7 protein-coding genes are annotated in these 14,544 nt (G+C 73.1%); 3 read left to right on the top strand and 4 right to left on the bottom strand.

Going from position 1 to position 14,544, the window contains the following annotated elements; genetic code table 11:
* From FGF04_RS12565 to FGF04_RS12550, 4 genes are all read right to left on the bottom strand, one after another.
* The coding region (locus tag FGF04_RS12565) for a type I polyketide synthase (protein WP_149511389.1) at positions 1–6,845 on the bottom strand (6,845 nt) is incomplete at its 3' end.
* A gap of 115 nt (positions 6,846–6,960) precedes the next feature.
* Positions 6,961–7,716 (bottom strand): thioesterase II family protein, encoded by a 756-nt coding sequence (locus tag FGF04_RS12560; RefSeq protein ID WP_149511388.1) that lies wholly within the window; start codon positions 7,714–7,716, stop codon positions 6,961–6,963.
* Positions 7,717–7,782: 66 nt separating this feature from the next.
* Positions 7,783–9,402: an AMP-binding protein gene (locus tag FGF04_RS12555; RefSeq protein ID WP_149511387.1), complete on the bottom strand. Its 1,620-nt coding sequence runs from the start codon at positions 9,400–9,402 to the stop codon at positions 7,783–7,785.
* Positions 9,399–10,319, bottom strand: coding sequence for an ACP S-malonyltransferase (locus FGF04_RS12550; protein WP_235882305.1), 921 nt, complete (start codon positions 10,317–10,319; stop codon positions 9,399–9,401). The genes FGF04_RS12555 and FGF04_RS12550 overlap by 4 nt, the downstream gene beginning before the upstream one ends.
* Positions 10,320–10,562: 243 nt before the next feature.
* On the opposite strand from FGF04_RS12550, the gene FGF04_RS12545 reads away from it, so the two are divergent.
* The 3 genes from FGF04_RS12545 to FGF04_RS12535 all read left to right on the top strand — a co-directional run bounded on the left by FGF04_RS12545 (position 10,563) and on the right by FGF04_RS12535 (position 14,529).
* Positions 10,563–11,864, top strand: a complete 1,302-nt coding sequence (locus FGF04_RS12545; protein WP_149511385.1) for an activator-dependent family glycosyltransferase — start codon at positions 10,563–10,565, stop codon at positions 11,862–11,864.
* Positions 11,865–11,944: 80 nt separating this feature from the next.
* A complete protein-coding gene (gene rfbA, locus FGF04_RS12540) occupies positions 11,945–12,820 on the top strand; it encodes a glucose-1-phosphate thymidylyltransferase RfbA (RefSeq protein ID WP_149511397.1) in 876 nt (291 codons plus the stop codon).
* A gap of 74 nt (positions 12,821–12,894) precedes the next feature.
* Positions 12,895–14,529 (top strand): MFS transporter, encoded by a 1,635-nt coding sequence (locus FGF04_RS12535; RefSeq protein ID WP_149511384.1) that lies wholly within the window; start codon positions 12,895–12,897, stop codon positions 14,527–14,529.
* Positions 14,530–14,544 lie beyond the last annotated feature (15 nt).

The raw sequence follows: 14,544 nt of genomic DNA, 5'->3' as shown, positions 1-14,544 counted from the left end.
GGTCGTGGCGCATCGCCATGACCATCTTGATCACACCGGTCGTGGCGCATCGCCATGACCATCTTGATCACACCCGCCACCCCGGCCGCCGCCTGCGTGTGCCCGATGTTGGACTTGAGCGAGCCCAGCCACAGTGGCCGGCCCTCCGGCCGACCCTGCCCATAGGTGGCCAGCAGCGCCTGCGCCTCGATCGGATCACCCAAAGTGGTCCCCGTACCGTGCGCCTCCACCACATCCACATCCGCCACCGACAACCCCGCACCGGCCAGCGCCTGCCGGATCACCCGCTGCTGAGACGGACCGTTCGGAGCCGTCAACCCGTTCGACGCACCATCCTGATTGACCGCCGAACCCCGGACCACCGCCAGCACCCGATGATTGTTGCGCCGCGCCTSCGAGAGCCGCTCCAGYACYAGCACSCCSACSCCCTCCGACCAGCCGGTACCCTCCGCATCCCGGGAGAAGGACCTGCACCGACCGTCACGAGACAGCGCCCCCTGACGGCTGAACTCCACGAACGTCTCCGGCGTCGACATCACCGTCACCCCACCGGCCAGCGCAAGACCACACTCACCACTGCGCAACGCCTGCACCGCCAGATGCACACTCACCAACGACGACGAACACGCCGTATCCACACTCAGAGCCGGACCCTCCAACCCCAACGTGTAAGCAACACGACCCGAYACCACACTGCCCGCACTCGCCCCCGTGGGATAGTCGTGATACATCACCCCCGCAAACACCCCCGTCGGCGTCCCCCTCAGCGATGCGGGCACGATCCGGGCACGRTCCAYRGCRTCCCASGACACRTCCAYCAGCATCCGCTGCTGCGGATCCAGTTCGCGTGCCTCGCGCGGTGAGATGCCGAAGAACTCCGGATCGAACCCGGCCGCATCCGTAAGGAACCCGCCCTCACGCACATAACTCGTCCCCGGCCGCGACAACTCGGGGTCGTAGAGCCGCTCCAGATCCCAGCCCCGGTCCGCGGGAAACGGCGCCACCCCGTCAACGCCCTSCGCCACCAMCCGCCACAACTCCTCGGGACTGCCCACACCCCCCGGATACCGACACGCCATCCCCACGATCGCTATCGGCTCGTCGGTGTCGGAGACGGACGGCGTCACGGATGTCGTGGGCACGGTGCCCAGGGCCGTGTTCGTGATGAGGGCGGTCAGTGCGCGAGAGGTGGGGTGGTCGAAGACCAGGGTGGCGGACAGGCGCAGACCGGTCGCGGTGGAGAGCAGGTTGCGCAGTTCGACGGCCGCCAGGGAATCGAACCCCAGATCCTGGAACGACCGGTCGGGATCGATGGAGCCGGCGGTCTCATGGCCGAGGACCGTGGCTATGTGGCTGCTCACCAGGTCGAGGACGAACCGGTCGCGTTCTGGCTCGGTGAGTTCGGCGAGTCGCCGGGCGAACGGCAGTCCGGCCGTGGCCGGGCTCTGCGTCCCGGTCGTGGTGGCGGCGGTCCGCAGCGGCGCGCGGACCAGGCCCCGCAGCAGTGGGGGAATGCCGTCGGCACGCGCGCGGACTGCCGCCCGGTCGATCCGCAGCGTCAGCGCGACGGCTGTGTCGGCGGTGGCCAGCGCGCGGTCGAACAGGGCGAGGTTCTCGCCGGGGGACAGCGGTGCCAGGCCCTGTCGTGCGATCCGCCGCAGGCCGACGGCGCCGAGCCCGGCTCCCATGCCCTCGTCACCCGTCCACAGGCTCCACACATGGGACTGTGCCGGAAGGCCCATGCCGTGCCGAAGCTGGGCCAGCGCGTCCAGGAACGTGTTCGCCGCCGCGTAGTTGGCCTGGCCCGGGGCGTCCAGCAGACCGGCCGAGGAGGAGAACAGCACGAACGCGGTCAGGTTCATGTCCTGGGTGAGTTCGTGCAGGTGCCAGGCCGCGTCCGCCTTGGGTCCCAGCACCTTCTGCAGGCGCTGCGGCGTCAGATCCGCGAGCAGGGCATCGTCCAGCACCCCCGCCGCATGCACCACACCCGTCAGCCGGTGCTCGGGATCGATCCCGGCCAGGAGCGCGGCCAGGGCGTCACGGTCAGCCACGTCACAGGCCTGCACCCGCACCGTGGCACCGAGCTGCGACAACTGCGCCACCAGCTCACCGGCGCCGGGGGCCGCCATGCCCCGGCGACTGGTCAGCAGCAACTGCCGCACCCCATGGCGGGTGATCAGGTGCCGGGCCACCAACGCCCCCAGACCACCCGTACCACCCGTGATGAGGACCGTACCCGTGGCATCCCACAGGGGCGGGGCCGTGGCTCCGGTCTCGGGAGCCGGCAGGCGCGCGGCGCGCGGAACCCATGTGCTGTTGTCTCGGACTGCGATCTCCGGTTCGCCGCCGGCCAGCGCCGCGGCTGCCAGTCGTTCCGGTGGGGTGTGTACGCCGGGGGCGTCGTCAACGAGCAGGAAACGCCCGGGGTGTTCCGCCTGGGCCGAGCGCACCAGGCCCCATACCGCAGCCGCCGCCGGGTCGACATGCGGGGCGCCGGGCGGAAGGGTACCGGCAGAAAGGGCGCCGGCAGGAAGGGCTACGGCACCGGCGGTCGACAGGATCAGGCGGGAAGCGGGCGGCCGCTCCTCCGCGAGCCAGCTCTGGAGCAGCGCGAGTGCGGTCGAGGTGGCCGTGCGCAGCCGGTGCGGTGTCCCGCCGTCCTCGGCGGGCGTGCAGTCGGCGATGATCGTTTCGGGTGCCGCGGCCGTGCCGTCCGCGTCGGTCAGTGAGCGCAGTTCGGCCGCGTCGCGCACCACGGCCCAGCGACCGGGAGGGGCGGGCGGCGGTTCGGGCGCTGCCAGACGCTGCCAGTCGACGGCGTACACCGGGTGGTCGCCGGCCCGGACCTGATCGGCGGTGAAGGGACGGGACACCAGGGAGGCGACCGAGGCCACGGGGGCACCCCTGAGATCGGTGATCTCCAACGACAGGGCGTCGGAGCCGGCCTGTCCGCCGGCCCCGGTGATCCGCGCCCGCACGGTGGCCGCGCCGCGTGCGTGGAGGCGTACGCCCGACCAGGCGAAGGGGATGGTGGCCTGTTCTTCGGTCGGCAGGGTGTCGCCGTAGAGGAAATCGGCGCTGTGCAGGACGGCGTCGAGCAGGGCGGGGTGCAGGCCGAAGGAGGTGGCTTCGGCCGCTGTCTCCGGGGCCAGGGCGACCTCGGCCAGCACACCGCCCTGGTGCCGCCACGCCGCCCGCACGCCCTGGAACGCCGGGCCGTACACGTACCCCCGGGCGGCGAGGTCGGCGTAGAGGGAGGAGACGTCGAGAGGGACGGCATCGGCCGGGGGCCAGGCGGCATGGCCGCCACCGTCCTCGTCCCGGTTCTCGCGACCGGTCCCGCTGTCCCGGTTCTCGTGACGGTCCCCGCTTCCGGCTTCTGCCCCGCTGTCGGCCCGGGCTCCACCGTCCGGAGAGAGCAGGCCGGTCGCGTGCAGGGCCCAGGACTCGTCCTCGGGGGCGTCCGCCGGGCGGGAGTACACCTCCACGGACCGGCGGCCCGTCTCGTCGGGGCCGCCCACCACGACCTGGAATCCGATGCCGTCGCGTTCGGGCACGGCCAGCGGCGCCTGGAGGGTCAGCTCGTCGACGCGCGGGCAGCGGGTCCGTTCCCCGGCGTACGCGGCCAGTTCGACGAAGGCGGTGCCGGACAGCAGGACGGTGCCGAGGACGACGTGGTCCGCCAGCCACGGATGGGTGGTGGACGACAGCCGGCCGGTGAGGACCAGCCCGTCGGAGCCGGGCAGGGGCAGTGCCGCGCCCAGCAGCGGGTGGTCGGCGGACGTCTGGCCGAACCCGGCCGCGTCGCCGGGAGCGGCGGGAACCCGGAGCCAGTGGTGGCGTCGCTGGAAGGCGTAGGTCGGCAACTCGGCCGGCCGCGCCGGGCGGCCGGTGAACGCGCGCAGCCAGTCGACGGTCCTGCCGTGCGTGTGCAGCAGGGCCAGCGTCCGCAGCACCTCGGCCGGTTCGGGCCGGCCCCGGCGGAGCGTCGCGGTGCACAGGGCCGGGCCGGTCAGCTGCTGCTCGGCCAGCGCGGCCAGTGTGCCGCCAGGGCCCACCTCCACGAACGTGTCCGCACCGGCGTCCCGCAGCGCGGCCACCCCGTCGCCGAACCGGACGGCCTCGCGGACGTGCCGCACCCAGTACTCGGGCGAGCACAGCTGACCGGCGTCGGCCGGAGCGCCCGTCAGGCTGGAGATCACCGGTATCGCCGGCGGCGCGTAGTCGAGCAGTTCGGCGGCCTGCCGGAACTCGGCCAGCATGGGCTCCATCAGCGGGGAGTGGAAGGCGTGCGAGACGCGCAGCGCGGTCGCCCCGCCGAGCTGTGCGGTGATCGCGGCCACCGCGTCGCGCGTACCGGAGACCACCACAGAACCGGGGCCGTTGACAGCGGCCACGGCGATGTCCGTCCGGCCGCCGATCAGGGCACGTACGTGCTCCTCGGACGCCCGTACCGCGGCCATGGCGCCGCCCTCGGGCAGCGCCTGCATCAGCCGGGCCCGTGCGCCCACGAGGAAGGCCGCGTCCTCCAGGGTCAGTACGCCCGCCGCATGGGCGGCTGCCAGCTCGCCGACCGAGTGGCCCGCGACGAAGTCCGGTGTCACCCCCCACGACCGGAGCAGCCGGCTGAGCGCGACCTCGAAGGCGAACAGCGCGGGCTGGGCGTAGCCGGTCTGCTCCAGCAGCGCGACGCCGGCGGTTCCGGTGGGCCACATCGCCTCGTGCAGCGGTCGGTCGAGCTGGAGATCGAGATGTCCCACGGCCTCGTCCAGCGCCTCGGCGAAGACGGGGAACGCCGCGTACAGCTCTTTGCCCAGGCCGGGCCACTGGCTGCCCTGGCCGGAGAACAGGAACGCCGTCCGGCCGCCCCCGGGTGCGCCGGTGAACAGCCCGGGGGAGCCGCCCTCGCCGTCCGGAGGGTGGGAGAGGTCGGACAGCGCGCGCAGTGCGTGGTCGCGGTCGTCCGCGAGCAGCACCGCGCGGTGCTCCATGGCGGCCCTGGTGGCCAGTGCGTACCCGGCCTCCGTCAGGTCCGTGTCGTGCCCCGCCAGGTAGGCGTGCAGACGTGCGGCCTGCGCGCGCAGCGCCTCCCGGCTCCTGGCCGAGACGACCAGGGGCACCGCCGCAACGGTGGAGGACAGCTGCTGCTCCCGCGGCGGCGCGGGATCCTCTCCCTGCTCGATGATGACGTGGGCGTTGGTGCCGCTGATCCCGAACGAGGAGACACCTGCCCGGCGCGGGCGGTCCTCGGCCTGCCACGCCCGTTCCTCGGTGAGCAGTTCCACCGATCCGGCGGACCAGTCCACGTGCGGGGTCGGCGAATCGACGTGCAGTGTCCGGGGCAGCGTGCCGTGCCGCATGGCCATCAGCATCTTGATGACCCCGGCGATCCCGGCCGCGGCCTGGGTGTGGCCGATGTTCGACTTGACGGACCCGAGCCACAGGGGCCGGCCGTCCGGACGGTCCTGACCGTAGGTGGCGAGCAGTGCCCGGGCCTCGATCGGGTCACCGAGGGTGGTGCCGGTGCCGTGGGCCTCGACCACGTCCACATCCGCCGCGGTGAGGCCCGCGCCGGCCAGGGCCTGGCGGACGACCCGTTGCTGCGCGGGCCCGCTGGGGGCGGTCAGGCCGTTGGAGGCGCCGTCCTGGTTGACCGCCGAGCCCCGGACGACGGCCAGGACCCGGTGGCCGTTGCGCCGTGCGTCGGAGAGCCGCTCCAGCAGCACCACGCCGCCGCCCTCGCCCCAGCCCGTGCCGTCGGCCGCCGCCGCGAACGGCTTGCAGAGGCCGTCGGCCGCGAGGCCGCGCTGACGGCTGAAGGCGGTGAACACCCCGGGGTTGCCGATGATCGCCACTCCGCCGGCCAGGGCGAGTTCGCACTCCCCGGCCCGCAGTGACTGGCAGGCCAGGTGCATCGCCACCAGCGAACCGGAGCAGGCCGTGTCCACGGTGAGCGTCGGGCCCTCCAGGCCCAGCACGTAGGCGGCCCGGCCGGAGACGACACTGGGCGCGGTACCGGTCAGCAGGTGGCCGTCGAGCCCGTCGGGTGCCTCGTGCAGGCGTACCCCGTACTCCTGCGGCTCGGCGCCGACGAACACGCCCGACCTGCTGCCGCGCAGCGAGTGCGGGTCCAGGCCGGCCCGCTCCAGGACCTCCCAGCACAGCTCCAGGACCAGCCGCTGCTGGGGGTCCATGGCGGTCGCCTCGCGCGGGCTGATCCCGAAGAAGTCGGCGTCGAACTCCCCGGCCCCCTCCAGGAAGGCGGCGTGGCGCACGTAGCTGGTGCCCGGCCTGCCCGGATCGGGATCGTAGAGCGCCTCCGTGTCCCAGCCGCGGTCGGTGGGCAGGGGCGAGAGCACATGACGGCCTTCGGCGATCAGTCGCCACAGTCCGGCGGGGGTGTCCGCGCCGCCGGGGAAGCGGCAGCTCATCGAGACGATCGCGATCGGGTCGTCGGACGGCGCCGGACCGCGTACCGGTTCGGCGCCCCCGGTCCGGGCGGGACCGCCGAGCGCCAGGTCCTCCAGGTGGCGGGCCAGCGCGCCGGGCGTCGGGTGGTCGAAGACCAGGGTCACCGGAAGGTCGAGCCCGGTGGCGTTGACCAGCCGGGTGTGCAGGTCCACGGCGGCCAGCGAGTCGAACCCCTGCTCCTGGAACGGTAGACCGGTGTCCACGTGGACGGTCCCCGGTGCCTCCTGGCGGACCGCCGCCAGTACCGCGGCCGTCTGCGCGCACACCAGGTCGAGGAGCAACGCCCTGCGCGCACCGGCGGGCAGACCCGCGAGCCGCGAGGGCAGCGCCGCCCCGCCGCTGCCGGTGTCTTGGGACTCTGGGGTCTGGCTCATTCGCGTACTCCACGATTCCAGGAATTCCAGGAAGCCCGCGGATTCCGCGGACTCATGGCACCGACGGCCCCCCCCCGGGGCGGGGACCCCCTCCGGACAGGGCGACGTGCCGGATTCAGCTGTACGACCGCACGGTCTCGCCGAGGCGCGCGATCACCGCGGCCGGTTGTTCCGTGAGGTAGAAATGCCCGCCGGAGAACCACCGGACGGCGAAGTCCCCGGCCGCGTGCCGGTGCCAGGCGTGCGCCTGTCCGGGGGTCACCTGGGAGTCGTCGTCGCCCGCGAAGACCTCGACCGGGCAGGACAGCGCCGCCCCGGGATCGCCCGTGTAGGTCTCCACGGCCCGGTAGTCGGCGCGTACCGCGGGCAGCACGGCGCGCAGCATCTCCGGGTCGTCGAGCAGCCGCGCGTCGGTGCCGCTGAGGCGTTTCATCTCGGCGACGATCCCGCGGTCGTCGCGGCGGTGCACGTTCTCGCTGCCGCCCAGTGAGGGAGCGCGCCGTCCGGAGGCGATCAGCACGGCCGCCGGACGGGACTCCCGTTCCATCCGCAGGGCGATCTCGTACGCGATCAGGGCACCCATGCTGTGCCCGAAGAGCGCCGGCGGAGGGTCGAGCCAGGGCTCCAGCGCGTCGAAGGTCCGGTCGGCCAGCGTCCGCAGGTCGGTGCACGGCTGCTCGGCGCGCCGGTCCTGACGCCCCGGGTACTGCACGGCGAGGACCTCGATGCCGGGACGCAGCGCCGTCGACACCGGGCGGTAGAAGCTCGCCGATCCGCCCGCGTGCGGAAAGCACACCACCCGGGCCCCGGCACCGGGCGCCGGGTGGAACCGCCGGATCCAGGTGGTGCTGTCACGTGCCGTGTCCGGCATGGGGTCGCCTCCTGACGGGCCTGTGGTCGTCGCCATGGTCACCGCACCCGCCGGGCGCCCCCACCCCTACCGCCCCCTAGGCGCAGGCGGGGCCGTTCGCGCGGGGACCGCGGCCGCTCGCGCCGGACCCGGCGGCGCGGCCGCCCTCGCCCGCAGCGCGCCCCGGTCGATCTTGCGGTTGGCGTTGAGGGGGAACGCGGCCAGGTGCGCGTAGCGGCGAGGGACCAGCCGCTCGGGCAGGACGTCCCGCAGTCCCCGCGCCAGCTGGGCCGCGGGCGTCGGGCTGCCGGTGTAGAAGGCGACCAGTTCCAGGTCGCCGCCGGCCGCGGGCACGGCCACGGTGACGGCCTCCTCGACACCTGCGCACGCGCACAGCGCCTGGTCTATCTCGGCCGGCTCCACGCGCCAGCCCTGCACCTGGACCTGGGCGTCCAGCCGGTCCACATAGGCCAGGACCCCGTCGGCTACCTCCCGGACGCGGTCGCCGGTGCGGTACCAGGTGCGCCCGTCGTGCGTCACGAACCGCCCCCGGTGGTCGGCCGGGTCCAGGTAGCCGGAGGTCATCTGCGGGCCGGTGACGACGAGTTCGCCCTCGCCGGACACCGGCTCGCAGTCCTCGTCGATCAGCAGGTGGTCATGTCCCTTGTGGACGGCGCCGATCGGGACGATGCCGTGGACGGCCAGCCCCGGAGTGGTCTCCGGCGACCACTCGTAGCCGCATATCGTGATCGTCAGCTCGGTCGGCCCGTACAGGTTCTCCACGGTCGACGTGGGGGCGGCGCGCTGCCAGTCGGCGGCGTCGGCGCACTTCAGCGCCTCACCGGCGAAGATGCTCCAGCGCAGGCCGGACAGCGATCCGGCGCCCAGACCGGCCGTACGGCGGACCAGCGAGACGGTGCTCGGGGTGGAGAACCACACGGTCAGACCCGCCTCGGCGGCGAACGCCGGTACGTCGCGGAACGCGGCGGCCGGCACCTGCTGGACGGTGGCACCGGCGCCCCACGCGCAGAACAGGTCGAACATGGCGCAGTCGAAGTTCAGGTCGAAGATCTGGGAGAAGACGTCCTGCGGGCCGAAGTCGTAGCGCGCGTCGAGGACATGGAAGTAGTGGGCCGTGCTGCCGTGCGAGATCCGCACCCCCTTGGGGCGCCCGGTGGAACCGGAGGTGAACAGCACGTAGGCGGTGTCCCCCGCGGCGGCCGGCAGTGGCTCGCCCAGCGCGTGCGCCGCGTCGACCGGCACCGAGCCGGCCCGCACCTCGTCGGGGGCCAGCACCGGGACACCCGGGGCAGGGCCGGGCACCCCGGCCAGCACGGCGCGGCCCGCGGCGTCCGCGATCACCGCGGACACCCCGGCCGCCTCCAGCATGTGCCGGGTCCGGGCGGCGGGGAAGCCGGTGCTCAGCGGCACCACCGCGGCGCCCGCGTAGAGCGCCGCCAGCACTCCCGCGTAGGCGTGCGGCCCCTTGGCGGCCAGCACCGCGACCGCGGCGGGCCGGTGCCCCGCTGCCCGCAGCAGCGCGCCCGCCCAGGTCAGGGCCCGCTCGTGGAGCGCCTCGTAGCTCAGGGACCAGCCGGGACCGCGCACCGCCGTCCGCCGCGGGGCGACGGCCAGACCGTGCAGGAAGCGGCCGTGCAGGGCGGCACCGAGGGCGCCGGGCGTGCCCCGGGGAGATGCCCCGGTCATCGTCCGTCACCCCCTGCCCGGACCGCGGCCTGCCGCCGCGGCTGGAGCGCCAGCCACGGATTGACCCGGACGACCTCGAAATGGGCGGTGGTGCGCCTGACCCGCCCGAACAGGCTGTCCGGGCCGGCGACGTGGACCGTGCCCACGCCCCGGCGGAGCAGGGTGTCCACCACCGTGGGCCAGCGCAGCGGCCGGACGATGCCGTCCAGCAGCAGCGTCCTGACCTCTTCCCCGGTGCTCAGCAGCGTGCCGTCGTGGTCGGAGACCACCGGCAGGAGGGGATCGGCGAAGGACAGCCCGCCGAGGACCTCGTCCTCGGCCTTGCGGCGCAGCGCGCCGAACGCGGCGGAGTGCAGCGGCGGACGCATCGTGTAGAGCGACATGCCCCCGAGGGCACGGACGCGCCCCATGAACCCGTCCAGGGCCGCCTCGCGCAGCGACACCATGTGGAAGTCGTCGTCGATGTAACAGGCCATGTCGTACCACTCGTTGCGCTCGTCCAGCTCGCCCAGCACCTCGTCCAGCCCCGCGCGCGGCGTGCGGACGAGCGAGAGCGTCACCACGTCGCTGTGCTCGGAGGCGAAGTACTCCTCCTGGCAGCGCGCGAGCCGGGCGGTCATCAGCACGGCCTCGGAGAACGGCAGACAGCCGGCGTACACGGCGGCGGTCTTGCCGCCGAAGCTCGGTCCCGCGCACAGCTGCGGAGCCATGCCGAGCTCCGCCTCGGCCCACTCGGCCAGCGCCAGGCAGTTGGCCAGGAACGCCACCTGCGCCGCCTCGGTGTAGTCGTGCTCGGAGTCGCGGTACCGGTCGATCAGGGAATAGCCCAGGACCTCTCCGGCGATCGCCGCCCGCCGACGGGCGAACGGATTGGCCACCATGAACCTGCCCACGTCCGCGAAGGACGACGCCCCCATACCGGGGAACACAACCGCTGAGCCCGACCGGGCACCCGTACGGGATTCACCCTGCATATCCACTCACCCTCCGTTGCGCTGCGCCCGAATATGGGGGAAGGCGCGGCGCGGGAGAACCCCTAACGCCGACCGGCCTGCGTCGGGGGCGGGTTAAGGGCAGCAGGGTCTTCCTAGGGGTTGGCCGCCCGGAGCGCCCTCCATACCGTCGCAATCCGATGTTCCGTGTCCGACGGGAGAATTCGCATGCGCGTGCTTTTCACGGTTCTGGCTCTCGATTCGCACTTCTACAATTCCGTTCCGATCGCCTGGGCACTGCGCGCCGCGGGGCACGAGGTGCGGGTCGCCAGTCAGCCCGACCTCACCGAAACGATCACGCGCGCCGGGCTCACCGCGGTCCCGGTGGGCGAGGAGCTGGCCCTGCTCCAGCGGTCCCAGCAGTCGGCGCAGAGCAGCGAACCCGGCTACGGAACCGGCTACGACCTCACCGAGACCGACCCGCAGAAGCTGACCTGGGAGTACGTCCGGGACACGTTCGGGGCGTACACCTACGTCGCCGAGGGCGTCGGCAGCCAGACCGTGCTGGAGGACCTGGCGCGCTTCGCCCGCGAGTGGCAGCCCGACCTGGTGGTCTGGGACGCCATGACCTACGTGGGCCCGGTGGTGGCCCGCGCCTGCGGGGCGGCGCACGCGCGGCTGCTGTTCGGCACCGACCACTGGGCCCGGATGCGCGAGGTGTTCCTGGCGCGCGGCGCGGAGCAGACACCGGAGGACAGGGTGGACCCGATGGCGGGCTGGATGACCGCGCGGCTGAGCTCGCTCGGCCTGGACCCGGAGGCCGCCGGGGCCTTCGGCGAGGACCTGGTCGTCGGCCAGCGCACCATCGACCCGCTCCCGTCGTGGGTGCGCGTCCCGGCCGGCCTCGACCGGCTGCCCGTGCGCCCGGTCATGTACAACGGGCCCGCCGTGGTGCCCGACTGGGTGCACGAGCGGCCCAAGCTGCCCCGGGTCGTCCTCACCCTGGGGCTGTCGCTGCCGGGCGCGTACACGGACGGCTTCCCGATCTCCGACCTGCTCGCGGCCGCGGCCGACCTGGAAGTGGAACTCATTGCGACGGCGGGCGCCGAGGCCGCCGCGGCACTGTCCGCGTCGGGCCTGCCGGACAACGTCCGGATCGTCGACTTCGTGCCGCTCAACGAGGTACTGCCGACCTGTTCGGCGATCATCCACCACGGCGGTATGGGCACCCTGCAGAACGCCCTGCGGCACGGGGTCCCGCAGATCGTCGTCCCCGGCTGGCTGMGGGACGAGAAGGGCAACGCCGCCGCGCTGGAGCAGCAGGGCGCGGCACTGGTCATCGACCCGTCGGAGTTCACCGCCGGCACGCTGCGGGAGAAGCTGGCCCGGCTGCTGGCCGAACCCGGGTTCCGGCAGAACGCCGACCGGCTGCGCACGGAGCTGCTGGCCCTGCCCACCCCGCACGACATCGTGCCCGAACTGGAGCGGCTGGCGGCCGAGCGCGGCGACCGGCGGCCCGCGGCGGAGTGATCACCATGCCGGTGACACCCGACCCCGGAGGGGGCGCCGCGGCGCCCCCTCGGCAGGGCGCGGCCGGACCCGTCAAGCGCATGAAGGGCATCCTGCTCGCCGGTGGCCACGGGACCCGGCTGCACCCGGTGACCGTGGCGGTGTCCAAGCAACTGCTGCCGGTCAACGACAAGCCGATGATCTACTACCCGCTGTCGGTGCTGATGCTGGCCGGCATCCGCGAGATCACGGTGATCTCCACCCCTGCCGACCTGCCGCAGATCCGGCGGCTGCTGGGCGACGGTTCCGATCTGGGGCTGTGGCTGGACTACGTGGAGCAGCCGGTGCCCGGCGGTCTGGCCGAGGCGTTCGTGCTGGCCGCCGACGCCATCGGCGACGCCCCGGTCGCGCTGGTGCTGGGCGACAACATCTTCCACGGGCACAACTTCTACGAGATCCTCCAGCGGAACTCGCCGGACGACATCGACGGCTGCGTGCTGTTCGGCTACCCCGTGGAGGACCCGCACCGCTACGGGGTGGGTGAGACCGACGCGGACGGCCGGCTGATCGCGATCGAGGAGAAACCGGCCAGGCCGCGTTCCAACCGGGCCGTCGTGGGCCTGTACTTCTACGACAACGACGTCGTCGACATCGCCAAGAACCTGCGGCCCTCGGCCCGCGGCGAACTGGAGATCACCGATGTCAACCAGCACTACCTGCGGCGCGGCAAGGCCCGGTTGGTCGACCTCGGCCGGGGCTTCGCCTGGCTCGACGCCGGCACCCCGGGCTCCCTGCTGGCGGCAGGACAGTACGTGCACGTGCTGGAGGAGCGGCAGGGCGTGCGGATCGCCTGCGTCGAGGAGGTGGCGCTGCGGATGGGCTTCATCGACGCGGCGGCCTGCCACGAACTCGGCAGCCGGCAGCCCTCCTCCGAATACGGCGCGTACGTGCGCGCCGTCGCCGAAGAACTGTCCTGACCCCGCACGGACGGTGCGCGAGCGGTAAGCGGCCGGTGCGTGGGCGGTAAGACCAACTAGGGAGACTCAGTCCCATGGAATCCTCACCCGCCGTCGGGAGCTTCCAGAAGGCGGCCACGCTGGCCATCGCCTGCCTGGCGGTCCTCCTGCTGACCGTCGACCTCACCGTGCTGCATCTGGCCGTGCCCGCCCTCGTCACCGACCTGGGACCCTCGGCCACACAGATCCTGTGGATCGCCGACATCTACGGCTTCGTCGTGGCGGGCCTGCTGATCACGATGGGCTCGATCGGCGACCGCATCGGCCGCAAACGGCTGCTGCTGCTCGGCACCGGCGCGTTCGCGGTCGCCTCGGTGCTGTCGGCGTACGCGCCCAGCGCCGAACTGCTGATCGTGGCGCGCACGCTGCTCGGCGTGGCCGGCGCGGCCATCATGCCCTCCACCCTGTCGATCATCCGTAACGTCTTCACCGATCCCAAGCAGCGCACCGCGGCGATCGGCGTGTGGAGCGGGGTGTCGGCGTCCGGGTTCGTGGTGGGCCCCATCGTCGGCGGGCTGCTGCTCGACTCCTTCTGGTGGGGCTCGGTCTTCCTGATCAACCTGCCGATCCTGCTGGCGATCGCCGTGGCCGGCTTCCTGGTCCTGCCCGAGTCGCGCGATCCCTCACCGGGCCGGCTGGACCCGCTGAGCGTGGTGCTGTCGGTGGGCGGTGTCATCGCCGTGGTGTACGCGGTCAAGGAGGCGGCGAAGGACGGGGTGGCCCAGGTCGGCGTGGGCGTGACGGCACTCGTCGGCGCGGTCGCCCTGGCGGTCTTCGTGAAGCGGCAGACCAGGCTCAGCCATCCGCTGATCGACGTGCGGCTCTTCCGCCGGATCGCCTTCTCCGGGGCCATCAGCACCAATATGTTCGCCATGTTCGCGATGGTCGCCCAGTCGCTGATCTTCGCGCAGTACTTCCAGTCGGTGCTGGGCTGGTCGCCGCTGAAGTCCGGCCTGGCCGGGCTGCCGGGCGCGGCGGGGGCGACACTCGGCGGGGTGCTCGCGGCACCCCTCATCACCGTCCTCGGACGGGCCCGTGTGGTCTTCCTCGGGATGGGGCTGGCCGCCGCAGGCATCAGCTGCTACACGATGGCCGGCCTGACGCTGAACTACCCGCTGTTCGTCCTCGCCATGGTGCCGGCCGGACTGGGCTTCGGCATGGCGTTCACGGTCACCGGCGACACCGTCCTCGCGACCGTGCCCAAGGAACGGGCCGGATCCGGCGCCGCCATCTCGGAGACCTCCATGGAGGTCGGCGGCGCGCTGGGCATCGCCGTGCTCGGCAGCGTGCTGAACGCCGCGTACGCCCGCGGGCTGGACCTGCCGTCCGGAGTGCCGGCGGATGCCGTGCCGGCCGTCGAGGAGTCGATCAGCACCGCGGTCCTCACCTCCGCCTCGCTGTCGCCGCAGGTGGCGGACCAGGTCCTGGAAGCGGCACGGCAGTCGTTCATCGACGCCTTCCACACCACCGCGCTGGTCGCCGCCGGGGTGGTCGCCTGCGTCGCGGTGTTCGCCCTGGTGGCGCTGCGCAACGTACCCAAGGTGATCGCGGAGGCGTCCGACGGCGACCCGGCCGCCCCGGACGGTCAGTCTGCCCCGGACGATCCGGCCGGACCGGACGTCGCGGACGGTCCCGACGGTTCGCCGGCCATGACCGCACCAGGAAAATGAACCGCGGGCCGGACC

This window comes from Streptomyces apricus, assembly GCF_008369065.1.
In the GTDB taxonomy this organism is placed as follows: domain Bacteria; phylum Actinomycetota; class Actinomycetes; order Streptomycetales; family Streptomycetaceae; genus Streptomyces; species Streptomyces apricus.
This window is presented reverse-complemented; position numbering and strand designations above follow the sequence as displayed.

Excerpts from the sequence above, each read along its gene's own strand:
- FGF04_RS12560 (WP_149511388.1), bottom strand. The coding sequence starts at position 7,716 with ATGCCGGACACGGCACGTGACAGCACCACCTGGATCCGGCGGTTCCAC.
- FGF04_RS12555 (WP_149511387.1), bottom strand. The coding sequence starts at position 9,402 with ATGACCGGGGCATCTCCCCGGGGCACGCCCGGCGCCCTCGGTGCCGCC.
- FGF04_RS12550 (WP_235882305.1), bottom strand. The coding sequence starts at position 10,319 with ATGGGGGCGTCGTCCTTCGCGGACGTGGGCAGGTTCATGGTGGCCAAT.
- rfbA (WP_149511397.1), top strand. The coding sequence starts at position 11,945 with ATGAAGGGCATCCTGCTCGCCGGTGGCCACGGGACCCGGCTGCACCCG.
- FGF04_RS12535 (WP_149511384.1), top strand. The coding sequence starts at position 12,895 with ATGGAATCCTCACCCGCCGTCGGGAGCTTCCAGAAGGCGGCCACGCTG.